Annotated in this window: 21 protein-coding genes and 2 pseudogenes; 12 read left to right on the top strand and 11 right to left on the bottom strand. The window is 70.6% G+C overall.

The window, feature by feature from the left end:
* Nucleotides 1-32: 32 nt before the first annotated feature.
* Complete coding sequence (locus tag QF034_RS37490; RefSeq protein ID WP_307179101.1) at nt 33-2,099, top strand: glycoside hydrolase; 2,067 nt, start codon at nt 33-35, stop codon at nt 2,097-2,099.
* Here QF034_RS37490 and QF034_RS37485 read toward each other — a convergent pair.
* From QF034_RS37485 to QF034_RS37475, 3 genes are all read right to left on the bottom strand, one after another.
* A complete protein-coding gene (locus QF034_RS37485) occupies nt 2,042-2,446 on the bottom strand; it encodes a TetR/AcrR family transcriptional regulator (protein WP_307179100.1) in 405 nt (134 codons plus the stop codon). The genes QF034_RS37490 and QF034_RS37485 overlap by 58 nt on opposite strands.
* A 77-nt stretch (nt 2,447-2,523) precedes the next feature.
* Nucleotides 2,524-2,976, bottom strand: coding sequence for an MmyB family transcriptional regulator (locus QF034_RS37480; RefSeq protein ID WP_307179099.1), 453 nt, complete (start codon nt 2,974-2,976; stop codon nt 2,524-2,526).
* A 291-nt stretch (nt 2,977-3,267) separates the two neighbouring features.
* Entirely contained in the window at nt 3,268-3,852 is a 585-nt protein-coding gene (locus tag QF034_RS37475) for a hypothetical protein (protein WP_307179098.1), read from the bottom strand.
* A 153-nt stretch (nt 3,853-4,005) separates the two neighbouring features.
* Here QF034_RS37475 and QF034_RS37470 point away from each other — a divergent pair, with 153 nt between their 5' ends.
* Nucleotides 4,006-4,899: an alpha/beta hydrolase gene (locus QF034_RS37470; RefSeq protein ID WP_307179097.1), complete on the top strand. Its 894-nt coding sequence runs from the start codon at nt 4,006-4,008 to the stop codon at nt 4,897-4,899.
* A gap of 63 nt (nt 4,900-4,962) precedes the next feature.
* Here QF034_RS37470 and QF034_RS37465 read toward each other — a convergent pair.
* Nucleotides 4,963-5,253 (bottom strand): annotated as a pseudogene (locus tag QF034_RS37465) (DUF418 domain-containing protein); the annotation flags it as partial.
* Between QF034_RS37465 and QF034_RS37460 the strand changes: the two are divergent.
* Nucleotides 5,250-6,584: pseudogene (locus QF034_RS37460) on the top strand (ABC transporter ATP-binding protein); the annotation flags it as partial. The pseudogenes QF034_RS37465 and QF034_RS37460 sit on opposite strands and share 4 nt — an antisense overlap.
* Nucleotides 6,585-6,627: 43 nt before the next feature.
* On the opposite strand, the gene QF034_RS37455 reads toward QF034_RS37460, so the two are convergent.
* Complete coding sequence (locus tag QF034_RS37455) at nt 6,628-7,536, bottom strand: LysR family transcriptional regulator (protein ID WP_307179096.1); 909 nt, start codon at nt 7,534-7,536, stop codon at nt 6,628-6,630.
* Nucleotides 7,537-7,680: 144 nt separating this feature from the next.
* Here QF034_RS37455 and QF034_RS37450 point away from each other — a divergent pair, with 144 nt between their 5' ends.
* The 7 genes from QF034_RS37450 to QF034_RS37420 all read left to right on the top strand — a co-directional run bounded on the left by QF034_RS37450 (nt 7,681) and on the right by QF034_RS37420 (nt 15,288).
* The gene (locus tag QF034_RS37450) at nt 7,681-8,799 is read left to right on the top strand and encodes a PrpF domain-containing protein (protein WP_307179095.1); all 1,119 of its coding nucleotides are present in this window, start codon (nt 7,681-7,683) and stop codon (nt 8,797-8,799) included.
* Nucleotides 8,796-10,229: a C4-dicarboxylate transporter DctA gene (dctA, locus tag QF034_RS37445; RefSeq protein ID WP_307179094.1), complete on the top strand. Its 1,434-nt coding sequence runs from the start codon at nt 8,796-8,798 to the stop codon at nt 10,227-10,229. The genes QF034_RS37450 and dctA overlap by 4 nt, the downstream gene beginning before the upstream one ends.
* Before the next feature lie 302 nt (nt 10,230-10,531).
* Complete coding sequence (locus QF034_RS37440; protein WP_307179093.1) at nt 10,532-11,539, top strand: NADP-dependent oxidoreductase; 1,008 nt, start codon at nt 10,532-10,534, stop codon at nt 11,537-11,539.
* 25 nt (nt 11,540-11,564) lie between these two features.
* The gene (locus tag QF034_RS37435) at nt 11,565-12,617 is read left to right on the top strand and encodes an alcohol dehydrogenase catalytic domain-containing protein (RefSeq protein ID WP_307179092.1); all 1,053 of its coding nucleotides are present in this window, start codon (nt 11,565-11,567) and stop codon (nt 12,615-12,617) included.
* Nucleotides 12,618-12,744: 127 nt separating this feature from the next.
* On the top strand, nt 12,745-13,077 hold the full coding sequence (locus tag QF034_RS37430) for a putative quinol monooxygenase (RefSeq protein ID WP_020273848.1): 333 nt from the start codon (nt 12,745-12,747) through the stop codon (nt 13,075-13,077).
* Between the two features lie 145 nt (nt 13,078-13,222).
* Nucleotides 13,223-13,675, top strand: coding sequence for a DUF485 domain-containing protein (locus QF034_RS37425; protein WP_307179091.1), 453 nt, complete (start codon nt 13,223-13,225; stop codon nt 13,673-13,675).
* On the top strand, nt 13,672-15,288 hold the full coding sequence (locus tag QF034_RS37420; protein WP_307179090.1) for a sodium/solute symporter: 1,617 nt from the start codon (nt 13,672-13,674) through the stop codon (nt 15,286-15,288). The genes QF034_RS37425 and QF034_RS37420 overlap by 4 nt, the downstream gene beginning before the upstream one ends.
* Nucleotides 15,289-15,350: 62 nt before the next feature.
* Here the strand turns inward: QF034_RS37420 and QF034_RS37415 are convergent, their stop codons facing one another.
* The 6 genes from QF034_RS37415 to QF034_RS37390 all read right to left on the bottom strand — a co-directional run bounded on the left by QF034_RS37415 (nt 15,351) and on the right by QF034_RS37390 (nt 22,806).
* Entirely contained in the window at nt 15,351-17,771 is a 2,421-nt protein-coding gene (locus QF034_RS37415) for a SpoIIE family protein phosphatase (protein WP_307179089.1), read from the bottom strand.
* A gap of 197 nt (nt 17,772-17,968) precedes the next feature.
* Nucleotides 17,969-19,246, bottom strand: a complete 1,278-nt coding sequence (locus tag QF034_RS37410) for an ABC transporter substrate-binding protein (protein WP_307179088.1) — start codon at nt 19,244-19,246, stop codon at nt 17,969-17,971.
* Between the two features lie 5 nt (nt 19,247-19,251).
* Nucleotides 19,252-20,358, bottom strand: a complete 1,107-nt coding sequence (locus QF034_RS37405; protein ID WP_307179087.1) for a branched-chain amino acid ABC transporter permease — start codon at nt 20,356-20,358, stop codon at nt 19,252-19,254.
* Nucleotides 20,355-21,236, bottom strand: coding sequence for a branched-chain amino acid ABC transporter permease (locus tag QF034_RS37400; RefSeq protein ID WP_307179086.1), 882 nt, complete (start codon nt 21,234-21,236; stop codon nt 20,355-20,357). The genes QF034_RS37405 and QF034_RS37400 overlap by 4 nt, the downstream gene beginning before the upstream one ends.
* A complete protein-coding gene (locus tag QF034_RS37395) occupies nt 21,233-22,051 on the bottom strand; it encodes an ABC transporter ATP-binding protein (protein WP_307179085.1) in 819 nt (272 codons plus the stop codon). Before QF034_RS37395 ends, QF034_RS37400 begins: the two co-directional genes overlap by 4 nt.
* Complete coding sequence (locus QF034_RS37390) at nt 22,048-22,806, bottom strand: ABC transporter ATP-binding protein (protein WP_167409725.1); 759 nt, start codon at nt 22,804-22,806, stop codon at nt 22,048-22,050. The genes QF034_RS37395 and QF034_RS37390 overlap by 4 nt, the downstream gene beginning before the upstream one ends.
* 190 nt (nt 22,807-22,996) lie before the next feature.
* Here QF034_RS37390 and QF034_RS37385 point away from each other — a divergent pair, with 190 nt between their 5' ends.
* Nucleotides 22,997-24,292, top strand: a complete 1,296-nt coding sequence (locus tag QF034_RS37385; RefSeq protein ID WP_307179084.1) for a PucR family transcriptional regulator — start codon at nt 22,997-22,999, stop codon at nt 24,290-24,292.
* Nucleotides 24,289-24,909, top strand: coding sequence for a TetR/AcrR family transcriptional regulator (locus QF034_RS37380; RefSeq protein ID WP_307179083.1), 621 nt, complete (start codon nt 24,289-24,291; stop codon nt 24,907-24,909). The genes QF034_RS37385 and QF034_RS37380 overlap by 4 nt, the downstream gene beginning before the upstream one ends.
* Nucleotides 24,910-24,911: the final 2 nt, after the last annotated feature.

The following is a 24,911-nucleotide window of genomic DNA, read 5'->3' as shown; positions in this document are numbered from 1 at the left end:
CCACCCAACCCCCCGCCAACACGAGGAGAACCATGAACCCGCTGAAACGGCTCGGCCGTCGCCGAGCGTCGGTGTTATCCCTGCTGGCCTTGGGCGCCCTGGTGACGCCCGGTGCCGCCACCGCCGCACCCGACGCGCCCGGCGGCGTCCGGGCCTCCACGCTCGGGGCTCAAGCGGCCCAGTCCGGGCGGTACTTCGGGGCCGCCGTGGCCGCCGGAAGGCTCGGCGACGGCACGTACACCGGCATCCTGGGCCGCGAGTTCAACTCGGTCACACCCGAGAACGAGATGAAGTGGGACGCGACCGAGCGGTCCCGCGGACAGTTCACCTTCGGCGCCGCCGACCAGATCGTGAACGGCGCGACGGCCCGCGGACAGCGCGTGCGGGGCCACACGCTGGTGTGGCACTCCCAGTTGCCCGACTGGGTCAAGGGCATCAGGGACGCGAACACGCTGCGCGGCGTGATGAACAACCACATCACCACGGTGATGAACCGCTACAAGGGCCGGATCCACTCCTGGGACGTGGTCAACGAGGCCTTCGCCGACGGAGGCAGCGGCCAGCTGCGCGGCTCGGTCTTCCGGGACGTCCTGGGCACCGGCTTCCTCGAGCAGGCCTTCCGCACCGCGCGGTCGGCCGACCCGGCGGCCAAGCTCTGCTACAACGACTACAACATCGAGAACTGGAACGACGCCAAGACCCAGGGCGTCTACCGCATGGTCCGCGACTTCAAGGCCCGCGGCGTGCCCATCGACTGCGTCGGCCTCCAGTCCCACTTCGGCGCCGGCGGTCCCCCCGGCAGCTTCCAGACGACGCTGTCGAACTTCGCCGCGCTCGGCGTGGACGTCCAGATCACCGAGCTGGACATCGCGCAGGCGCCGCCGAACGCGTACGCGAACACGGTCAGGGCCTGCATGAACGTGGCGCGCTGCACCGGCATCACCGTCTGGGGCATCCGCGACAGCGACTCCTGGCGCAGCGGGGAGAACCCGCTGCTGTTCGACCGCAACGGCAACAAGAAGCCCGCCTATCAGGCAACGCTCACCGCGCTGGGTGGCAGGGCCGCGGCACAGCGGCCCGACACCCGTTCAGCCCGGTCCGCCCCGGCACAGCGGCCTGACACCCGCTCGGCCCGGTCCGCCGCGGCACTCCCCTCCTCCTTCCGCTGGAACTCGAGCGGATCCCTGATCTCCCCCAAGCCGGACGCGACCCACAGGATCGCCGGGATCAAGGACCCGTCGGTCGTCTACCACAACGGCAAGTACCACGTGTTCGCGAGCACCGCGAGCTCCTCCGGGTACAACCTGGTGTACCTGAACTTCAGTGACTGGTCGCAGGCGAATTCGGCCACGCACCACTATCTCGACCGCACCGCCATCGGCGCCGGGTACCGGGCCGCGCCGCAGGTCTTCTACTACGCGCCGCAGCGCCTGTGGTACCTCGTCTACCAGACGGGCAACGCCTCGTACTCCACCAACCCCGACATCAGCAATCCGAACGGGTGGAGCGCCCCGCGCAACTTCTACTCGTCGATGCCGGACATCATCAAGCAGAACATCGGCAACGGCTTCTGGGTCGACATGTGGGTGATCTGCGACAGCGCCAACTGCTACCTGTTCTCGTCCGACGACAACGGGCACCTGTACCGCTCCCAGACGACCGTCGGCCAGTTCCCGAACGGCTTCACCAACACCGTCATCGCGGCGCGGGACTCCAAGTACGCCATGTTCGAGGCGAGCAACGTCTACAAGGTGCAGGGCAGTAACCAGTATCTGCTGCTCGTCGAGGCCATCGCCTCGGACGGCAGGCGCTACTTCCGCTCCTGGACCTCGAACAGCCTCGCCGGCTCGTGGTCACCGCTGGCCGCGTCCGAGGGCAACCCCTTCGCCAAGTCGAGCAACGTGACGTTCCCCGCCGGTACCTGGACCCGGGACATCAGTCACGGCGAGATGATCCGCGCGGGCAACGACCAGACGCTCACGATCCCGGCCTGCAAGCTGCAGTACCTGTACCAGGGCAAGGATCCCAACGCCGGCGGTGACTACAACAGCCTGCCGTGGCGGCTGGGCCTGCTCACCCAGACCAACTCCAGCTGCTGACCCGTTGACGCCGTGGGCCCCGCCGCTCGTGCGGGGCCCATGCCGGTGGTGGCCGGGCTCGCCGTCGACGCTTCGAGGCGGTGCCGGGCGTGGCAGCGAACGTGAGCCTCGGCGGCCAGGCGCAGCCGCTCCACCACGTCCTCACAGCCCGCGACGGCAGCGCGATGGTTCCGCAGCAGGTCGTCCATCGTGCCCGTCATGATCTGGGTGAGCAGTTCCTGCTTGGACCCGACGTGCTTGTACAGACTCGGCCCGCGCATCCCCACCGCTTCGCCGATGTCGGCCATCGTGGTGGCGGCGTACCCTCGCTCGGCGAACAGGACGAGGGCGGCGTTCCGGATCTCCACCGCACGCGGCCCCGGAGCCCGACCGGCCGCCGTACGGCCCCGGGCGGTTACCGCCGACTGATTGCCGCGCTGTGACGTCACGCTTCCCTGCCTTGTCCACTGGCCGGCGGCGCGTAGCCGCATGCCCCGTCCACTTCGCCAGGGGCACCGTAAGCCATCCGAGGGAGGCCGCCGCGGCGATCACCAACTGGCGAGGAGGTGCCGGGCTCGGCGGTATAGACAGTCAGGTCGTACACGGCGCGGTCGGACAGCGGCAGATCCATGGATCGGTACGCCAGCTCCAGTCGTCCGACGTCGGGGTGCTGCAGCCGCTTGATGCCGTGGTGGCGGATGCGGAGGGGGTGTGCGGCCCACTGGGTGCGGAGCCGGGTGCTGAGCGTGGACAGTTCGCCGATGAGCTCGCGCAGGGCACGGTCACGGGGTTCGCGACCGGCCTCGGCGCGTATCAGCGCGACAGTGGTCACGGCGGCGGCCTCCCAGTCGACCAACAAATCGGCTGAGCCCGGATCGAGGAAGATGGGCGATGACATCCATGCGGCCGTATGACCACCCATGCGATCTGACTGCCGATACGTCCTGGCGGCCTGCAGTGTGGAACCTCGTTGTCGCTGTTGTTCGCCATCGGATGCAGGCCAGTTGGAGCCATCCCTGCTTTCTGACGAAGACGGCCAGGAGCGGTGGCTGCGGCTGGATGAGATTCCGCTGCCGCCGACCACCCCTGCCACATGGCCACGTTCACAGGCGGGTGACGGCTCGGCGGCCAGGCGCCACGCCTCCGCGGCCCTGGCGAACCGCCGCCCCGTGCCGTGCCTGTCCGGCTCTCAGCTGAAGATGTCCAGGAAGTCCGGCCAGGAGCCGTCGCCGGCGGGGCGGGCCCGCATCGGGCGTGGCTCCGGGTAGGTTGCCGCTGCGGCCCTCGCGCGGACGATTTCCGGCCCGCCGCACGCCGCGACTGCGAAGGCGCCGAAACTCTTGGCGAACGCGGCCGGGTCGCGAAACTCCACGCCGAACGCCCGGCCGTCCCGCAGCGGCACCCACACCACCCGGTCGAACCGTGTCCATTCCAGCACCGGCTGGTCGTCCGCGGTCGACCGCCCCTCCAGCCACAGCCGCGCCACGTGCAGCAGGTTCACCTCTTCCATCGGCAGTCGCTTACGCCGTACACGCAGTTCACCCGCCGTCAGCTCGACGCGCTGGTCCTTCTTCGGATACCAGACGACGCCGATCCCGAACGGCACCCACAGCAGGATCCCGATCACCGGCCAGACCAGAGCGTCGCCCCACGACCGGAGCAGCCCGCCGTCCAACAGGTACAGGGCCCCGAAGACCAGAACCCACTTCGCCGTCATCCGCCAGAACCCAGTGCCCTGCCGGTACAGGACCCGCCGCTTCCCCGTCATCGCCATGCCCGCACGCTATCCTGCCGCCCCGCAGCTAACCGACAAAGCCAGCTGCGTGCATCCGCACCGGCATCGTGTCTGCCTATTGCGCGAAGAGGACCGAGCGCCCATTATCAGGAATCCTGTTAATTTAAAGTTGTAGCGAAGGGTGGCCGAGGCATGTTCTTGAGTCCCGGGATCCAGGCCAGAGGGATCCAACTGCTGCTCGGTCGGATGATGTCGCGGGTCCACAAGGACCTGCGCTTCGCGGACATCCCGAAGCGGACCGAAGCCCTCCTGGTGGAGACCGGCGCCGGCCCGGTGCCCTGCACGGTCTACCGGCCGCCGGCCGGCACCGGAACTCCTGCCCCCGTGTACGTCAACTTCCACGGCGGCGGTTTCGTGGTCGCCCGCCCGGAGCAGGACGACCACATCTGCCGTTACATAGCCGCCACGGCCGGCTGCGTCGTGATCAACGTGGACTATGCCGTCGCCCCGCAGAGGCGGTTTCCGGTGCCCGTCACCCAGGCGTACGACGTCACCGCGTGGGTCGCCGAGAACGGTCCCACGGGCGGCTGGGACGGCTCGCGCCTTGCCGTGGGCGGACACAGCGCCGGCGCCAACCTGACGGCCGCGGTCTGCCGCATGGCCCGAGACCGCGGAACCTTCTCGCCCCGGCTCCAGATCATCGACTCCGCTCCGCTCGATCAGCTCGCCGACCCTGCCACCAAGCAGTCCCTCATCGCCAAGCCGCTGCTCAGCCCGCAGCTCATGCGGGTCTTCACGGCCGCCTACGTCCCCGACCCCGCCCACCGTGCCGACCCCCTTGCCTCGCCCGCACTGGCCGATGATCTCGTCGGGCTCCCTCCCGCCCTGGTCATCACCGCGGAGAACGACCGCCTGCGCGAGGAGGGCGACGCCTACGCCAAGGCTCTGGAAGCCGCCGGCGTTCCGGTCATCCACCGAGTCTTCGAGGGAGTCGATCACTACTTCACCCACACCGGTCCGGTACCGGCGGGGAAGGCCGCCATCGACATGATGGCAACCACCTTGCGCACCGCACTCAGCGTCTGATGCCGGCCGGTCGAGGCAGGTGAACACCGCTGACCGGGGCGGCCGAGCCACCCCGGCCGGGCCTCATCGGATGTGCTTCGCCGGCTTGGTGGCGGCGTTGAGCAGGTACTCCAGGGGTCCGCGGCGGAAGAAGCGGGACCAGATCCCGGCGAACACGATCGCCCCGAGGACGAACATGAGCAGCGTCACCCAGGACTCCTCGTCGTAGGTCGCGCCGAGCCCGGGCAACCAGCCCTGTATCACGAAGTGGCCGACGTAGGCGGTCAGGGACATGGTGCCCACGGCGACGACCGGTGTGGCCAGGCGGCGCAGTCGCGGCAGGCGGTCCATCGCCACCGTCGCGCCCACGATCAGCGATCGTGATGATGGCGTTCCTCGACGTCGTGCTGCCGGGTGTGACGCTCGGCGTGATCGTGCTGGTCGGCGGGGCCGCCGCGCTGGTGATGCCGAGAATCGCCCGCGCCGCCGAACGCTCGCAGGAGGCGGTCGGGGAGATCTCCGTCGCGCTGGAGCGGGCCTTCGGTGCGTTTCGCACGGTGAAGGTGTCCGGTGCCGAGGAGCGGGAGACCGCCCGGGTGGAGGCGGCGGCACGACGGGCGTGGCGGCACGGCGTGAAGAGCGCGAAGTGGGAGGCCGTGGCAGGCTCGACGGACGAACTCGCCGTACAGCTGGCCTTCCTCGCGATGCTCGCGGTCGGCGGGGCGCGAGTAGCCTCCGGGGACATCCCCGTGTCCACCCTCATCGCCTTCCTGCTGTACCTCTTCTACCTGATCGAGCCGGTGTCCAAGCTGGTCGACGCCGTGTCCCACTATCAGGAGGGGGCGGCCGCGATCTCCCGGATCGCGCAGGTGGAACGCCTGTCGACGGAGCCGACCGCCCGGCAGAAGAGCGCCCTGCCCAGGCAGCGGGCAGCAGTGCCGGGCCCGGCGTCGGTCCGCTTCGAGGACGTGTCCTTCCGCTACCGTCCGGGCCTGCCGTACATCCACCAGCAGGTGAGCTTCGAGGTACCGGGCACCGGGACGACGGCCCTCGTCGGCCCCTCCGGTGCCGGCAAGTCGACCGTGTTCGCGCTCATCGAGCGGTTCTACGAGGCCACCGGCGGCCGGGTCCTGGTCGACGGCAAGGACGTACAGGACTGGTCATTGTCCGAGCTGCGGTCTGCCATCGGGTACGTGGAGCAGGACGCTCCTGTGCTGGCCGGCACGCTGCGCGAGAACCTGGTCTTCGCCGCGCCCGGGGCAACGGACGACGACATCCGCGACGTCCTGGCCCGGACGAAGCTCGACACCCTCGTCGAGCGCCTGCCCCACGGCCTGGACACCCCGGTCGGACACCGCGGCTCGAAGCTGTCGGGCGGCGAGCGGCAGCGCATCGCGATCGCCCGCGCCCTGTTGCGGCGGCCCCGGCTGCTGCTGTTGGACGAGGCGACCTCGCAGCTCGACGCGGTCAACGAGCCGGCGCTGCGGGACGTCGTCGCGGAGGTGGCCCGGCAGACCACCGTGCTGGTGGTGGCCCACCGCCTGTCCACGGTGACAGGCGCCGACCGGATCGTCGTCATGGACGCCGGCCGGGTCCGGTCGGTGGGCACCCATGAGGAACTGGTGGCCCAGGACCGGCTGTACGCGCAGCTGGCGGCCGCGCAGCTCCTGGTGGGCGGTCAGTCCGCGTTGAGCGGCACCCGGTAGCCGCCCTCGCGGTGGGGCCCGCCTCCGGGCTCCCGTGCGGCGCTCATGACGCCGTGCCGGCCGAGGCGGCGTCGCGCAGGAACCCCGCGAAGGCCTGGGCGGCGGGCGTCAGGACGCGGTCGCTCATGCGGACCAGGAGGATGCGGCGTACGGGGGCGGGGGGCTGGAGGGGCAGGACGCTGACGCCGGCCCGGGTGCCTTCAAGGGCCAGGGTGGGCGCGAGGGCGACGCCGATACCCGCGGCGACCATGGCCTGGGCCTCCTGGTAGTCATGTGCCTCGTAGGCGATCTGCGGTTCAAAACCGGCCGCGTGACAACTGCGGGCGAGGGCCTCGGCCACCGGGTGGTGGTCGGCACGGGTGATCCAGGGGTCGTCCGCGAAATCGGCGAGGGCGGCCGAAGAGCGGCCGGCGAGGGGGTGGTCCTTGCTGACGAGGAGGGCCGGCGGGTCGTCGGCGAGTGGGGCGACGACGATGTCCTCGCGGTCGATGCGGTTCCAGTCGTAGTCCCACATCAGGGACATCTCGATCTCGCGGTTCTCCAGCATCGCCCACAGGCCCGCGATGCGGGCGCTGCGCACGGTCAGCCGCACCTCGGGGTGCGCTTCCCGGAAGGCGATCACGGCCCGCGGGAGGAGGGAGGCGCCGACGGTGGGAAAGGTTCCGACCCGGAGAGTGCCCGCGCGCAGTCCCGCGAAGTCGGCGAGCTCGTTCTCCGCGGCCGTCAGTTCGCGCTCGATCCGCTCCCCGCGTTCGGCCAGGGCGCGGCCCGCGTCGGTGAGCGTGACGCCCCGCGCATGACGTTCCAACAGCGGCTGCCCGGCCTCCGCTTCCAGGCGGCTGACCTGCTGGGACACGGCTGACGGCGTGTAGTTGAGGGCCCGCGCGGTCGCGGTGACCGAGCCTCGGCGGGCGACTTCGGTGAAGAGCAGGATGCGCCGGACGTCCAGCACCACAGCACCTCCAGCACTAGCTGCAGCGTTAACCACAGCTTAATAGCTGTGCAGATTTCCGAGATTGTACTTCACGCTCGCCGAGCCCAGTGTGGATCGCACCCCGCACGGAAGTGCCGTCGGGGTTGCCATGAGGAGTCTGTTGTGTTGCGTCTGCAGGGCGAGATGATCCGCGGCGGTACGAGCAAGTGCTGGATCTTCGACCACCACGAGGTGGCCGCGACCGGCGTGGACGCCGACACCCTGCTGCTCGCCGCCTACAACGCCGCCGACCCCCGCCAGATCGACGGCGTCGGCGGTGCCTCCTCCACCACCTCCAAGGCCGCGATCGTCCGGACGTCGGCCGAGCCGGGCGTCGACGTCGAGTACGCCTTCGCACAGGTCGGCATCGGTGACGAGCGCGTGGAGTGGGCCAGCAACTGCGGCAACTGCGCCACCGCCGTCGCCCTCTACGCCGTCCACAACGGTCTGGTACCGGTCACGTCGGAGTCCACCACGGTGCGGATGCGCAACGTCAACACCGGGGCCCGGCTCACCGGCACCATCCCCACCCCGGGGCGTACGGCTCCCGACGAGGGCACGGCCGCGGTGCCCGGCACCGCCGCACTCGGTGTGCCGGTCCTGCTCGGCTTCGAGGACCCGGCGGGTTCGACGACGGGTCGTACCCTGCCGACCGGCCGCGCCCTGGACACCCTGAGCGGACCGACCGGCCGGGTCGAGGCGTCTCTGGTCGACGCCGGAGCCCCGGCCGCGCTGTTCGAGGCCAAGGCGTTCGGTCTGCAGGGCACCGAGTCCCTGGCCGAGTTCGCCGCGGCCTTGCCCGCGCTCACCGTGCTGCGCCGTCAGGCCGCCCTTGCCATGGGCCTGGCCAGGGAGCACGATCCCGTCAGCCACGCCGTGCCGAAGGTCGGCGTGGTCGCCCGGCCCGCCCCCTACCGCACCTCCGACGGCACCCCGGTCGGAGAGGACGACTACGACCTGGCCGTACGCATGGTCTCCATGCACGCCCCCCACCCGGCGATCGGCCTCACCTCGGCCGTCGCCCTGGCCACCGCGGCCGCCACCCCCGGCACCCTCGCCCACCGCGTAGCCCGGCAGACCGCCGACGGCACGCTCCGCCTGGGCACCCCGGCCGGTGTCATCACCGCCCGAGCCGTACCCACGGCGGACGGCACTTCCCCCACGGTGCTGCTGCACCGCGCCGCCCGCCGCATCGCCCGAGCCGAACTCCTCGTTCCCGTCCTGGAAGGACGCCCCGCATGAGCCGCAACGACGCCGCCCCGGGTCCCGTCGCCGCGCCGCCCGGCCGCATCCGCCGCGCACTGTCCCTGCTCTACGTCCAGTGCCTGATAGGCGTTCTCGCCGGGGCTGCGGTCGGCTGGCTGTGGCCGTCGTTCGGAGCCGATCTGAAACCCCTGGGCGACGGGTTCATCGCCCTGGTGCGCATGATGATCGCGCCGGTCATCTTCTGTACCGTCGTCCACGGCATCGCCTCCATGGGCAACGCGCGTGCCGTCGGCCGGGTCAGCCTCAAGGCGCTGATCTACTTCGAGGTCCTGACGACCGTCGCCATGGTGATCGGCCTGGTCGTCGTCAACATCGTCAAGCCCGGCAGCGGACTGCACGTCGACCCCTCCACCCTCTCCACCGAGGGCCTGCCGCCGGAGGCGACCCAGAGCCACGAGAGCGTCTCCGCGTTCGTCCTCTCCATCATTCCGGACACGCTGCCCAGCGCGCTGACCGGCCATGAGATCCTGCCGGTGCTGCTGATCTCGGTCCTGTTCGGCTTCGGGCTGAACGCCGCCGGCGAGGCGGGTGCGGGGATCACCCACGGCGTCGAGAAGCTGTCCAAGGTCCTGTTCACGCTCATCCGCTGGGTCATGCGGCTGGCCCCGATCGGCGCCTTCGGCTCCATGGCCTTCACGATCGGCAGCTACGGTCTGGACACCCTGCGCCACCTCTCCCTGCTGGTCGGCTCCTTCTGGCTCACCGCCCTGTTCTTCGTCCTGGTCGTCCTCGGTACGGTCATGCGCATCAACGGCCTGCGTCTGCTGCCCTTCCTCCGCTACATCAAGGAGGAACTGCTGATCGTCCTGGGCACCTCGTCCAGCGAGCCGGTGCTGCCGCGCATGATGGCCAAACTCCAGCACGCGGGCGCCTCCAAGCCGGTCGTCGGCATCACACTGCCCGCCGGGTACTCCTTCAACCTCGACGGCACCGCGATCTACCTGACCATGGGCTCGGTCTTCCTCGCCCAAGCCCTCGGCATCGACCTCAGCCTCACTCAGCAACTGACGATGCTCGCCGTCATGCTGCTCACCTCCAAGGGCGCCGCCGGCGTCACCGGCTCCGGCTTCATCGCCCTGGCCGCCACCCTCAGCGCCGTTCCGCACGTCCCCGTCGCCGCCCTGGCCCTCATCTTCGGCATCGACCGCTTCATGTCCGAGGCCCGCGCCCTGACCAGCGTGATCGGGAACGGTGTCGCCACCCTGGCGGTGGCCAAGTGGGAGGGACAGCTCGACGAGGACCGCGCCAAGGCGGTCCTCCGCGGCGATGTCCCGTACGCCTCGGTCCCCGAGGCCGAACACACCACCGAGCCGCAGGCCGACCCCGTCCCCGGTGAGAAGCCCGCGGACACCGGCCCGAAGGCAGCGGCGGGAACGGACCGCGACCCCGTCCCCGCCGCCGGCTGACGCGGCCCTCCCCCACGGCCGGCCCGGAGCCCGTGCTCCGGGCCGGCCCCTGCTCGCACCGCAGCAGGAGATGATCGCCGCAGACCCCCCACTCCGTCTCACCCGGCCACCGGTCACCGGTATCGGTCATCGGTCACACCGCACCGGATCCCTCTTGCCTCCGACGGGACGGCACCGTACGCTCACCGCTCGTACCGACCGGCCGGTATGTCAGGCGCACGGGGTCGGTACGCGACGACGGCGGGCCTGCAACGGCCGCGCTGACCGCCGATCCCACGCGACCGTCGAAGGAGCCGCCGGAGATGAGCAGAATCAACCACCAGGTGCGTCTGGCCGCACGTCCTGTGGGCGAGCCACGGCCCACCGACTGGGAGCACGTCGAGGAGCCGGCCGGGGAGCCGGGCGACGGGGAATTCCTGGTGCAGGTGCTCTGCCTGTCGATCGACCCGGCGATGCGCGGCTGGATGAACGCGGGCCGGTCCTACATCCGTCCGGTGGAGATCGGCGAGGTGATGCGCGCCGGCGCGGTGGGAAGGGTGATCGCCTCCCGGCATTCCGGGTTCGCGGTCGGCGACCATGTGTCGGGCTCGTTCGGCGTGCAGGAGTACTGCGTGTCGGACGGCCGCGACGTGACCAAGGTCGACCCGGAGGCCGCCCCTTTGCCGACCTATCTCGGCACTCTCGGCATGTCGGGCCTGACGGCCTACTTCGGCCTGATCGACATCGGGCGTCCCGAGCCCGGTCAGACCGTCGTCGTCTCCGGCGCGGCGGGGGCGGTCGGCAGCGTCGTCGGGCAGATCGCCAAGATCCTGGGCTGCCGGGTCATCGGCATCGCCGGCGGCGAGTCCAAGTGCCGGCTGATGGTCGACGAGTTCGGCTTCGACGCCGCGATCGACTACCAGAAGGAGGACATCCGCAAGGCGCTGCGCGAGCACGCCCCCGACGGCGTCGACGTGTACTTCGACAACGTCGGCGGTGAGGTTCTGGACGCCGTGCTGCTGCGGCTGGCGCGCGGTGCCCGCATCGTCGTGTGCGGCGCGATCTCCCAGTACAACAGCACCACACCGCAAGGCCCCGGCAACTACCTGTCGCTGCTGGTGAACCGCGCCTCCATGACGGGCATGGTGGTGTTCGACTACGCCGACCGGTACGCCGAGGGCATCGCGCAACTGGCCGCATGGCGCGCAGAGGGCCGGCTGAAGTCCCTGGAGGACGTGGTGTCCGGCGGCGTGGCGGCGTTCCCCGACACCCTGATGCGGCTCTTCCGTGGTGAGAACCACGGCAAGCTCGTGCTGAAGATCGCGGACTGACCGGGCGGAGGGAGGGAGGAATCCGGTGAAAGCACTGAGCTACCACGGACGTCACGACATCCGCTACGGGGACGTCCCCGAGCCCGCCGTCACCAACCCCACCGATGCGGTCGTCCAGGTCACCACGGCCGGTATCTGCGGCAGCGACCTGCACATCTACCACGGCAACCCGTTCAGCCCGGACCTGGGCTACACACCGGGACACGAGTGCGTCGGTGTGGTGGCCGACACCGGCGACCAGGTCACCCGGTTCAAGCCCGGCGACCGGGTTCTGGTGCCCGCCTCGGTCGGCTGTGCCGAGTGCCGGTCGTGCGCGGCCGGATTCACCGCCCGGTGCGAGCGCGCCAAGTCCAGCACGGAACTCTGTTACGGGGTGAGCCCGCAGCTTCAGGGCAGCCAGGCCCAGGCCCTCGCGGTGCCGTACGCCGATGTCAATCTGGTGCGCCTGCCCGAGGACATCTCCGACGAGGCCGCAGTCGTCCTGACGGACAACGCCCCCACGGCCTGGTACGGCTGCCGCCGTGCCCGCATCCAGCCCGGTGAGACGGTCCTGGTCATCGGGCTCGGTCCGGTCGGCCTCATGGCCGCCCAGGGCGCCTTCGCGATGGGCGCCGCGCGGGTGCTGGGCGCGGACCTGGTCGCGGAACGCCGGGCTTTCGCCGCCACCCTGGGTGTCGAGCCGGTCGAGGGCGAGGACGCACGGACGGCCATTCGGGAGATGACCGGCGGACGCGGGCCGGACGCCGTGGTGGAGGCCGTGGGCTCGGACGCCACCATCGAGCTCGCCCTCAAGGCCGTCCGGCAGGCCGGCCGGGTCAGCGTCATCGGGGTCAGCCAGAGCAAGGCGTTCCCTTTCCACATGGGGCTGGCGCAGGTCAAGGAACTGGAGTTCGCCATCGGACTGTGCTCGGTGCACTACGAACTCCCTCCCCTGATCGCCCTGACCCGTGCCGGCCGGATCAAGCCGGAGGTGGTCGTCTCCCACCGCTTCGCCCTCTCCGAAGGTCCGGCGGCGTACGAACTGTTCGCGGACCGCTCCGACGGCGTGCGCAAGATCCTCCTCGATCCCACCCACTGACCCTGCCTGAGAGGGAAGACACGGCTTCCCTCTCACACAGGGCTCTTCCTGGCGCGGGTGAACTGCCCCTGCGCGGCTGACGTCGTACGGTCTTGTCACCACGCATCACAAGGAGACAGGAAGGCTGATGATCTTCATCACCGCCAAGTTCCGAGTCCGTCCCGAGCATGCCGACCGGTGGCCGGACATCACCGCCGACTTCACCGAAGCCACGCGCCGAGAGCCCGGCTGCCTCTGGTTCGACTGGTCGCGAAGCCTGACGGACCCCACGGAGTACGTCCTGGTCGAGGCCTTCCGCGATGACGAAGCAGGCGCCGCGCACGTGCAGTCGGCGCACTTCAGGGCCGCGCAGCAGACCTTGCCGCCCCATCTGGCCGAGACACCCCGCATCGTGAACGCGAACGTTCCGCAGGACGACTGGTCGCTCCTGGGTGAGATGGCCGTCGACGAGCAGGGGTAAGACGGTCTGCGAGTGCGGTCGGCTCATGGCCGAAATGTGACCTACGACAGACTTACAGGCATTCCAACCAGTCGGTATGGTGCGCCGCCTGAAGCATCCTTTCCCGTTCACCGCACGGATCCGTGCCGCAGTGGAAGGCCAGGCGATGACATACGCGGACGAGAACCGGTACCCACCCTCAGCACCTACGGGATGGCCGGAGTCGTACGGGCACGACGCCCCGCGATACGACGCGTACGGGTGGCAAGCCCCTTGGGACGCGCCCTACCACCCCTACGCGCACGAGACCCATCGGGACGACGCCGACCTCGCCGCCCTCCGCTCGGCCTACCGCCTGCTCCGGAGGACCTCCACGCTCACCGCGCTCGGCTCCTTCGTGGTGTATGTCGTGCTGTCCTGCTACGCGCCCGCTCTGATGGGATCCAAGGTCACCGGAGAGCTGAGTCTGGGCATGGCCTTGGGCGTCCTCCAACTCGTCGTCACCTTCGCGGCGGTCTTCTGGTACGGCCGCAGCGCACAACGCTCTGTGGATCCGCTGGCCCGGGCCGTCAGGCAGCGGGCGGCCCTCGCCGGCGGGAACGCGGGGACGGCGAGATGAACGACTTCAGCTCCGGGACACAGGCCCTCGTCCTGGTTCTGTTCACCACGCTGGTCACCGTCACGCTGCTGATGTGCGTCATGGCGGGACCGGACCGCGACGACCTGGCGAACTTCTACACCGGCTACCTGTCGCTCACCCCGCTCAAGAACGGCCTGGCGATCGCGGGCGACTACATCTCCGCCGCAACGGTGCTGAGCACCACCGGCATCATCGCGCTCACCGGGTACGACGGCTACGTCCTCGCGGTCAGCACCGCCCTGTCCCTGGTGCTGCTGATGTTCCTGCTGGCCGAACCCCTGCGCAACGCGGGCAGGTTCACCATGGGCGATGTCCTGGCCCGCAACATGCCCGGACGGGCCGTGCGTATCGCGGCCTGCCTGGTGACGCTCTCGGCCACCCTGCCTTTCCTGGTCGTCCAGCTCTCCGGGGCCGGATCGCTGCTCACCTTCATCCTCGACATCCCGCACGCGGCGGGCGCCAGGACGGCGTCCATCGTCATCGTCGGCACTCTGATGATCATCTATGCCGCGATCGGAGGTATGCGGGGCACCGCGCTCATTCAGATGATCAAGATCGTGCTCCTGCTCGGCACCAGCATCGTCGTCGCCGCTCTCGTGCTCAAGCGCTTCGACTGGAGCCCCGGCGACATCCTCAGGGCCGCCCAGCACGGCAGCGGCGCGGGCCCCGCCTACCTTGAGCAGGGCCTGCAGCTGGGCACTTCCACCGGTGGCCGGCTGGACTTCGTCAGTCTCCAGATCACCGTCATCCTCGGCGTGGCCTGCCTGCCACACATCACGATGCGCCTGTACTCGGCGAAGGACGTGCCGGCCGTGCGTCGCTCCATGTCATGGGCGGTCGGCACGGTCACCACGTTCTGCCTGCTCGTGATCGTCATGGGGACGGGCGCGGCGGCCCTGGTGGGATCGCGGTACATCACCGCCGCCGACCCGCACGGCAGAACATCGGTGCTCATGCTGCCCCAGGTGCTCGGCGGGGCCCCCGGCTCCGCGGGCGCGACGATCCTGTACTCGGCCGTGGCAGGCATGGTGTTCATCACCCTGCTGTCGTCCGTCGCGGGGATGACCCTGGCCGCGGCTTCGTCACTCGCCCACGACCTGTTCGCCCATGCGCTGCGGCGGGGACAGGCCGCGCCGCGCACCGAGATGACGGTGGCGGCGTGGACGAGCGTGGCCGTGGGGATCGTCGCCATCGGGCTCGCCGCCATGGTGCAGAACTGGGACGTCGGCGTGCTGACCACGCTGGCCATCTGCATCGGGGCATCGGCGGTGGCACCCGCGCTCACCTACTCCCTGTTCTGGCGCGGGTTCACCCGCACCGGCCTGCTCGCCACCCTCTACGGCGGCGCGGCCTGCGCGTTGCTGCTCATGGTCTTCTCCAGGGCCGTTTCGGGCGCGCCGTCCGCCGTCTTCCCGCATGCCGACTTCGACCTGTTCCCCATGCAGTCCACCGGGCTGGTCTCCATCCCGTTCGGCTACCTCGCGGGCTGGCTGGGCAGCCGCCTGGACCACCGTCGCCGGGCCGCCGACAGCCATGAGCAGCGGCGCCTGTACGAGGAGAGCGAGGCACGGCTGCTCGCCGCGGCCGAATGACGACGGCGGCGCGGGCGGGCCGGCTCCGGGCGGCCTCCCGCGCCGGCCGCGGCCCGAGACGATCAGACGGGCGTGCCGGTCAGTGGTTGTTCGGTCCACACGGTCTTGCCGTCGCGGGTGTAGCGGGTACCCCAGCGTTCGGTCATCTGGGCCACCAGGAGCAGGCCGCGCCCGCCCTCGTCGGTCGTACGGGCGCGGCGCAGGTGTGGTGAGGTGTGGCTGGTGTCGCTGACCTCGCACACCAGACACTGCTCACGGATCAGCCGTAGGGTCGCGGGGCCGCCGGCGTAGCGATAGACGTTGGTGACCAGTTCGCTGGCGACCAACTCGGTGGTGAACGCCAAATGCTCCAGACCCCACTCGGTCAGCTTGGCCGAGATCAAAGCCCTGGCCTGGCCGGCGCTGGCGGGTTCCGGCGGCAGGCGCCAGGAGGCGACATTGTCCGGTGGCAGCATGCGGGTGCGGGCGATCAGCAGGACGACGTCGTCGCTGGGGCGCGAGGGCACCAGCGCGTCGACCACCGCCTGGCAGGTGCGCTCCAGCGCGCCCGCGGGGCGGGCGAGCGCCGCACACAGCTTCGTCAGGCCGATGTCGGCATCGATGTGGCGCTCGCCGATGATTCCGTTGGTGTACAGGCACAGCAGGCTTCCCTCGGCCAGTTCGATGTCCCGGGCCTCGAACGGCAGGCCGCCCAGGCCGAGCGGTGGGCCGGCGGGCAGGTCGAGCAGAGCCACCTGGCCGTCCGGAGCGGTCACCACCGGCGGCGGATGACCGGCGCGGGCCACGGAGCAGCGTCCGGAGACCGGGTCGTACACGGCGTACAGGCACGTAGCGCCCACGACCTGCTCCCCCACGGGCCGTTCGCCGACTGCCTCCTGTTCGGCCGCCAGCAGGTTGACCAGGTCGTCGAGGCGGGAGAGAACCTCGTCCGGTTCCAGGTCGAGGCTGGCGAGCGTATGGACGGCGGTGCGCAGCCGGCCCATGGTGGCGGCGGCGTGGATGCCGCGTCCCACCACGTCGCCGACGACGAGGGCGACCCGGGCCCCGGACAGGGGAATGACGTCGAACCAGTCGCCGCCCAGACCCGGGCCTGCGCTGGCCGGCAGGTACCGCAGCGCCACCTCGACGGCCGGCTGGTCCGGAACCGACCGGGGCAGCAGGCTGCTCTGCAGGGTGAACGCGGTCTGCTGCTGCTGGGTGAATCGCCGGGCGTTGTCGATGGCGACGGCGGCGCGCGAGGCGAGTTCCTGAGCGAGGGTGAGGTCGTCCGCCTCGAAGGCATCGGGGCGGCGCGAGCGCCACAGGGTCATCACACCGAGCACCAGGCCACGCGCGGCAAGAGGTACCACGATCAGGGAGTGGGCGCTCAGGTCCGGAGCCTGGGCCCCCTGACGGCCTGCCGCCGAGACCCAGTCGGGCGGGAGAACCGGCTCCAGGACGGGCCGGCCCTCGGTCAGGCATCCGGCCTGCGGTGTGTCGGGCCCGAACTCCACGGGCTCGCCCTCGGGGTGGGGCGGGCCGGGTTGCTGGGCACCGACGCTGCAGGTCCCCAGCCGGACCACGGGCCCTGCCCCGGCGCGCGTTGGTTCCTCACCGCGCGTCACCGCCTGAAGCAGGTCCACCGACGCGTGGTCGGCGAGGTGAGGCACCATCACTTCGGCCAGTTCCCGGGCGGTCTCGGCCACGTCGAGCGTGGTTCCGATACGGCTGCCCACCTGGTCGAGGAGCGCGAGCCGACGCCGGGCCCGATAGCGGTCGGTGATGTCCTCGATCATCTCGGCCACACCCAGGACGCGGCCGGAGGGATCCTCCATCCGGAAGGACGAGACCAACGCGACCCGCTCTCGTGCCGGATCCTGCTCCAGGCGAACGAACTGCTCGGAGTAGACCAGGGGTCTGCCGGTCTGCATCACCTGGCGCACACGGTCCACAGCCTTGCGCGCGTCGTCGGAGAGGAGCAACCGGCCGGTGGACAGCCCCCGGAAGTCCGCTGCCGGGACGCCGCTGAACCGTTCGATGGCCCGATTGACCCGGAGAATCCTCTGGTCGGGGCCGTGGACGACCAAGCCGATCGGGCACTGGCGGTACAGTCCGTCGAGAACCGCGCGGTCCCTTTGCCATTCGAGGACGTCATCCGCGGGTGCCCCGGCAAGAAACCACTCACGGCCCCGGTCACCGCGTGACAGCTCATGGGCCCTGAGCCCCACCTCCACGAGCTGCCCGTCGCGGTGGCGCAGTGTGAGTACGCCGAACCAGCCGCCGGCTCTCCTGCACTTCGCCGCGGCCTCGGTGACAGCCGGCAGATCACGAGGATCGACAAGGACCTCGAACGCGTGACGACCGATCACGGCTGTGTCCGGATGGCCGAGCAGCTCCTGAGCCCGCCGGTTCCATCCGACCACTACGCCCCGGTCGTCGAGCACCACCAGGGCGGCGAGGTGCAGGGCGAACGGATCGTCGTGACTTTCGCTGAGCTCCGTCATCGGCTTCTCCACCGCTGGCCACCACCGTGTGCTCGGTCGCCGATGTCTCCTGCTGACCTTGTAAGCCTATTGAAACCCGGCAGAAGCCGCGGCCTTGTCCGGCGCGCGGCGCGGCGTGGCGGGCAGGAGGGGCGGTGACGGGCTGGGCGGGGCCGGTCCCCAGGGGTCGGTGCCCCGACCCCTGGGGCCCCGCAGGCTCACTTCGCCGGCGGGCCGAACTCCTTGCGGGTGTCCACCGGCTTGCCGAACAGCTGCCACCGCTCGCCCTTGAACCGCATCAGCTGCATCGTCTCGATCGGGAAGGCGTCATCGGGCCCGGTGGCGAGGGTGACGCCGGGGAGCAGCATGTCCACCTTGACGTCCTTGAGGTTGCGCACCGCGTCCCGCAGCCCCTCCCTGGTCGGGCACTTCATCGCGTCCAGGGCCTTGTGCAGGCTGGAGGCGGCGGCCCAGCCGTAGGCGTTGAACTGGTTGGCCGGGTCGGAGCCGGGCGCGTACTTGCGCAGCGCTTCCCGGTACGTCTTCATCTCCGCGTCGTTCGCCCACTGCGGGTCGGCGGGGTCCTTGAAGTAGGTCGCCGAGACCACGCCCTGGACGTTCTTGAACCCGACGGGCTTGAGCACGGTGGCGGACGAGGACACGTTGTTCACGAGGTGCAGCGGGTTCCATTTGGTGTTCTTGGCATCGGCGGCGAGGGCCTGGCTGCCGAACTTCGGCGTGGTGATGTTGAGCAGCACATCCGCCTCGGACCGGGCGAGGCTCGTCATCTGCGCCGAGACGGAGGGGTCGGTGACCTCGTAGCTCTCCTCGGCGACGACCTTGATGCCGCTGCCGGCGATCGCCTTCCTGAACCCGCCCAGCAGGTCCTTGCCGAAGTCGTCGTTCTGGTAGAGGACGGCGACCTCGGCCTTCGGCTTCTTCTCCTTGAGGTATTTGGCGTACACGCGTGCCTCGGCGACGTAGTTGGGCTGCCAGCCGGTGGTCCACGGGTGCTCGTCGTCCGTGCCCCAGACGGAGGCGCCGGTGGCGACGAAAGGCTGCGGCACCTTCCGCTTGTCGAGGTAGTCCCACACCGCGGCCGTGGACGGGGTGCCCAGGGTCTGGAAGACGGCGAAGACCTTCTCCTGCTCGACGAGTCTGCGGGCCTCCTCGACCGCCTTGGGCGGCTGGTAGCCGTCGTCGCGGACGACGAAGTCGACCGTGCGGCCGTCGATGCCGCCCTTGTCGTTGACGTGCTTGAAGTAGGCGCTCACGCCCTTGCTGATCGTGCCGTACGCGGAGGCCGGTCCCGACAGGGGGTAGATGCCGCCCAGCTTGATGCTCTTGTCGGTGATGCCGGTGGTCTGCTGGCCCTGGCACGCCCCGTCGGCGGCGGCGTCCTTGTCGTCCTGCCCGCGCTGGCTGGTGCAGGCGGTGGCGAGGAGCAGGGCGGCGGACGCGGCCGCGGCCGCCCGCACAGTGGTCTTCTTGCGCATGTGATTCATTCCTTTTCCGTGCGGGACGGTGCGCCCACGGGTTCGGCATCGGCAGGGGCGGGATCCGCCGGGGTGGGGGGCGCGGAGGGTTCGGGGCCGGGCGCCTGGTCGGCGTCGCGGGTGGTGCGAGAGGGGCGACGGGCCGCGGCGCTCCGGACTCGTGTCGCCAGACCGGCCAGTCCCGTCGGCGCCACGAACATCACCGCGATGATCAGCAGGCCGAACACCACACCGGGTGCCGCCTCGCTGATGTCCTGGGCCACGCTCGGCACGTACATCACGAAGGCCGCCCCCAGCAGCGGTCCGTACAGCGAGGCGAGCCCTCCGACGACCAGGCCGGCCAGCAGTGTGATGGAGAGGACGAAGCTGAACGAGTCGGGTGAGACGAAGCCGATCACCCAGGTGTAGACGCACCCGGAGACACCCGCGAACAGCGCGCTCCACGCGAAGGCGAGGGTCTTGTGCAGCGACAGCCGTACGCCCATGACCTCCGCAGCGCTCTCGTTGTCCCGCACGGCGAGCAGTGCCCGGCCGATGCGTGACCGCAGCAGGTTGCGGGCGAGCAGCAGGGCCACCGCGGTGACGGCGAGGACGACGAAGTACGTCCACTGGTCCTCGGCCAGCCCGCTCCACGCGGGTGGCTGCAGCTTGTCCACGGTCAGCCCCATGGAACCGCCCGTCACCGGTTCGAGCCGTTTGAGCAGCGGAGGCAGGAACACCGCGAACGCGAGTGTGACCAGGGCCAGGTACAGCCCGCGCAGCCGCAGGGCAGGCACGCCGAAGCCGAGGCCCAGCAGGAAGCATCCGGCGGCCGCGACCGGCAGCGTGGCCAGGTGGCCGGTGTCGTACCGGTCGAGCATGACCGCCGCCGTGTAGGCCCCCGCCGCGAAGAACGCGCCGTGCCCGAGCGAGATCTGCCCGCCGAATCCGACCAGCAGGTTCAGTCCGGCCAGCGCCACGGCGTACAGCAGCACCATGGTCAGCTGGAAGACCTGGAAGGGAGCGAAGTAGAACGGTGCGCCGACGGCCACGGCCGCCACGAGCAGCGCGGTGAGCGCGGCCCGCAGGCGCCGGGCGCGGTCGGTGCCGAGTGGTGCGACGATCGTGCTCATGCGCGCTCCACCGCCGCCCGTCCGAACAGGCCCTGGGGCCGCACCAGCAGCACAGCCAGGATGATCACCAGGGGTACGCCCACCTTCAGATCGGCACCGATCACGTCCACGTACGCCCCGGCCAGCGTCTCCGCGACGCCCACGAACAGGCCGCCGACGACCGCGCCGACCGGGCTGTCGAAGCCTCCGAGGGTGGCCGCGGCGAACGCGTAGATCAGCACCCCGCCCATCATGTTGGGCTCGAGGAACAGCAGCGGGGCGACGAGCACGCCCGACACGGCGCCGACCGTCGCGGCCAGCCCCCAGCCGAGCATCAGCACCCGGCCCACTCTGATGCCCGACAGCCGGGCGGATGCGGGGTTGCAGGCGACCGCCCGCATCACCAGGCCGGCGGAGGTGTGCTGGAACAGCAGATACAGCAGCCCCATCACGGCGGCGACGACCGCGATGATCCCGAGCGTCGACCAGTCCACGCGCACCCCGGCCAGGTCGATCCCGCCGCCGGGGAACGGCTGTGGGAAGTCCTTCACGGTGAACGACCAGATCAGACCGGCCATCGCGTTGACGAAGATGAACAGGCCCACGGTGACGATGACCATCGTCAGCTCGGGCGCGCTGCGCACGGGACGGATGACGATCCGCTCGACCAGCATGCCGCCGGCGAAGGACACCGCCAGGGTGACCGGCAGCGCGAGCCAGAAGGACATCCCGGACGCCACGAGCTGCCACGCCACGTACGTGGAGATCATGGCGAGCTCACCCTGCGCGAAGTTCACGATCCCGGTGAACCGGTGGATCAGCACCAACGCGAGTGCCAGGCTGGCGTAGACCGCGCCGGAGCCGACCCCTTCCACCACTTGCTGGAGCAGTTCGGTCACGGTGCTCCCCCGTCCTTTCCGGAGCGGACGGAGACACCGAGGTACACCTCGGCGACCTGCCCGTCCTCGCGGATCTCCCGGGACGGCCCGGACAGCACCAGGCGGCCGGCCTCCAGTACGTGCGCCCGGTGCGCCACATCCAATGCGAGCTGGGCGTTCTGCTCGACGACGACCACGGTGGTGCGCTCCTCCTCGTTGACGGCACGGACGATCTCGAACAGCTCCCGCGTGACCAGCGGCGCGAGCCCCAGCGACGGCTCGTCCAGGAGCAGCAGGGCGGGCCGCAGCATCAGCGCCCTGCCGATGGCGAGCATCTGCTGTTCGCCGCCGCTGAGACTGCCGGCGGCCTGGCGGGACCGCTGGCGCAGCTTGGGGAAGTAGTCGTAGATCCGTTCCAGGTCGGCCGTCACGGCCGCCCGTTCGGCGCTGCCCCGCCGCCACCGCCCGGTACGCACGTGCGCGCCGACGCGCAGGTTCTCCTCGACGGTCAGGTCGTTGAAGGTGCCCCGGCCCTCGGGTACGTGCGCCGCGCCGAGACGGGCGGTCTGCTCGGGCGAGCGGCCCAGCAGCTCCGTGCCGTTCAACGTCACCGAGCCACGTCCGCGGACCATGCCGCACAGGGCCCGCAGGGTTGTCGTCTTGCCCGCGCCGTTGGGTCCGAGGATCGCGCACACCTCGCCGCGTGCGACGGAGAAGCCGAGCCCCTGGAGCACACGGGCCTGGCCGTATCCGGCATGCAGGCCGGTGACCTTCAGAAAATCCGGCTCCGCATGCGCCTGCCCGGCTTCGGTGCTGTCGGTGGTGGGTTCCGTCATGCCGCCACCCCCAGGTACGCCTCGATGACCGCCGGGTCGCGCTGGATCTCCTCCGGCGAGCCCTCGGCGATCTTGCGCCCGAAGTCGAGGCAGACCACCTTGTCGCATAGGCCCATCACAAAACCCATGTGGTGTTCGACCACCACGAGCGTGAGGTCGAACTCCTGACGGACCGCCCGGACCAGATCCCCGAATTGGCCGACCTCGCCGTGGCTGAGTCCGTTGACGGGTTCGTCGAGCAGCAGCAGCCGGGGCCGTACCGCGAGGGCCCGGGCGAGTTCGACGCGTTTGAGCGTGCCGAACGGCAGCCCGGAGGCGGGGTGGTCGGCGACCTCCGCCAGGCCGAGACGCCGTAGCAAGTCGTCCGCCTGGTCACGTAGTTCCCTCTCCTCCCGCCGGACGCGGGGCAGCCGGAGCGCCGCGGCGAGGTGTCCCGTGCGCCCCCGGCTGTGGGCGCCGACCATGACGTTCTCCCGGACCGTGAGCAGCGGGAACAGACCCAGGTTCTGGAAGGTGCGGGCGATGCCGCGCCCGGCCACGGAGTGCGGCGGGAGGGCGAGCAGGTCCTCGTCCTGGAACCGCACCGTCCCCGCATCGGGGGTGCAGCGCCTGGTGAGGCAGTTGAACAAGGTGGTCTTGCCGGCTCCGTTCGGTCCGATGAGCCCCACGGCGGTGCCCGGCTCGACGGTGAACGCGACACCGTCCAGTGCCGTGATCCCGCCGAAGCGCACGCTGATACCGTCGACCGCGAGCATGAGTGACGCCCCTTCCGAGGTGCTGGGGGGGGTGGGCGAGCGTCACAGTAGGTGGGGGCCTTCCGAGCGCACATTGGGTGCGAGCACCCAACTTCGAGGCCGGAGACTTGTGCGCCGCGCCCAGCTCCCCCGGTATCTCTCCGGCCTACCCTGTTGACGGGACACGAGGAGGGCGGCGACGATCGGCGCCATGTCCCGCGGACCCGCCCTGGGCGCCCCCGCACTCTCCGACCCGCTCAGCCGGGAGCGGCACCGGATCCTGAACGCCGTCCAGGACCGGCTCGAGGACGTGGCGCAGACCGCTGTCGCGGTCATGCGCACGGAGATCCCGTCGTACGCGCTGCAGGACGAGCGGTTCTTCGACGACGTACGGGACCAGGTCCTCACGCACTACCGGATGCAGCTGGCGGCGCTGGCCGGTGACCGGGACATGGCCCCCGAAGACCTGGTCTTCAGCCGCTCGGCAGCCATGCGCAGAGCACGCGCGGGGTTCGCCCTGGAGGACTGGATCAGTGCCTTCCGGGTCGGCCGGCAGGTGTTGTGGGACGTGCTGCTGGACTGCGCGGGCACGTCCGCCGAGGCACAGCAGGCCGCGCTGTCCCTCGTCACACCGCTGATGCGGTACGTCGACTTCGCCAGCACGCATGCCGCGCAGGCCTATGTCGAGTACCAGCAGCACGTGGTCGCCGACGCGGACCGGGAGCGCCGGGACCTCCTGGACCAGCTCCTGGCCGGCGCGGCACCGACGCGCGGTGCGCTGTTCGCCGCGGCGCAGGCGTACGGTATCGGGCCGCACTCGCCGATGATGGCGGTCGTGGCGGTGTGCGTCGGCGATACCCGCACCGGCGACCTCACCTCGGCCGAGCACGGCTACGCGACCAGCGCTTCCATCGGCGTCGCCGGGCCCTGGGCCGGCCGGACCCTGGTCGTCGTGCGCCACGGCGAGGTGGTGGCCGTGCCGGTGGTGCGCACCGGCATGGACGCGGAGGACATCTGTGCCCACTTCGAGGCGGTGCAGCGGCGGCTCGCGCGCGAGGGAACGATGCTCTCCATGGGCATCAGCACGGTCGCCGAGGGCGCCGGCGAACTGCCGCGCGCCTACGAGGAGGCACGGGCCGCCCTCGACCTCGTGCCGAGCGGGGGCGGGGTGGCGGCGCTGCCACGCCTGTCCCCCTTCGACTACCTGGCGCTGCGCGCCGACGACCTCGCCCGCCAGCTGGTCGATCCCCGCGTGCGGGCGCTGCTGGAGGAGGACCGCAGACGTGGCGACACGCTGGCGGCCACCGTACGGGCCTTCGCGGAGGCGGACCTCAACCTGCGGCTGGCCGCCGACCGGCTGCGGATACACCACAACACGGCGCACTACCGGTTGCGCCGGATCGAGGAACGCACGGGGCGCAATCCGCGCCGGATCGCCGACCTCCTGGAACTGCTGGTCGCCCTCGCCATCCGCGACGGGGCCGGGGAAGGCGGGCATCACCAGTGAGCGGCATCGTGGAGTCCGCGGGGACCGAGGAGGCACCCACCGGGCAGCACCGAACGGTCCGGAGTGCGCTTCTGGACGCGGCGCTGGAGGTGTTCACCGAGCGCGGTTACGCCGACGCGGGTCTCGCCGAGATCGCGGCGCGCTCCGGCATCCCGGTGGGCAGCCTCTTCCAGCACTACGGTGGAAAGCGAGGACTTTACCTCGCTCTTTGGGAGGAGTTCCGGGAGGCACAGGAGCGCCGGACCGCGGCCACGCTGACCGCCGAGCGAGGCCGTGGCGTGGACGACCCCATCGCCCTTTTCGTGGCGGGAGCCAGGGCGTACCTGGAGGGCGCCTGGGACAACAGGCGGTTCGGCAGACTCCTCGTGGAGGACGACGGCCCCCCGGGCTTCGACGCGCTGCGCCGCCAGTGGGACCGCGCGTGGGTACGGCGCAACGCCCGGCTCCTGGAGGTGGACGAGAAGCGACGTGCCGGCCGGGTCCGGGTGAGGGTGCTCACCACGGTGATCGGCGGGGCGGCACGCGAGCTGGGCGACTGCGGGGACGAGACGGAGGCCCAGGAGATCGTGGACGAGGTGTGCGGCATCCTGATCCACCTGTCGGCACCGCCCGGCTGAAT

It is taken from the genome of Streptomyces africanus (assembly GCF_030816955.1).
Classification (GTDB): domain Bacteria; phylum Actinomycetota; class Actinomycetes; order Streptomycetales; family Streptomycetaceae; genus Streptomyces; species Streptomyces africanus.
This window is presented reverse-complemented; position numbering and strand designations above follow the sequence as displayed.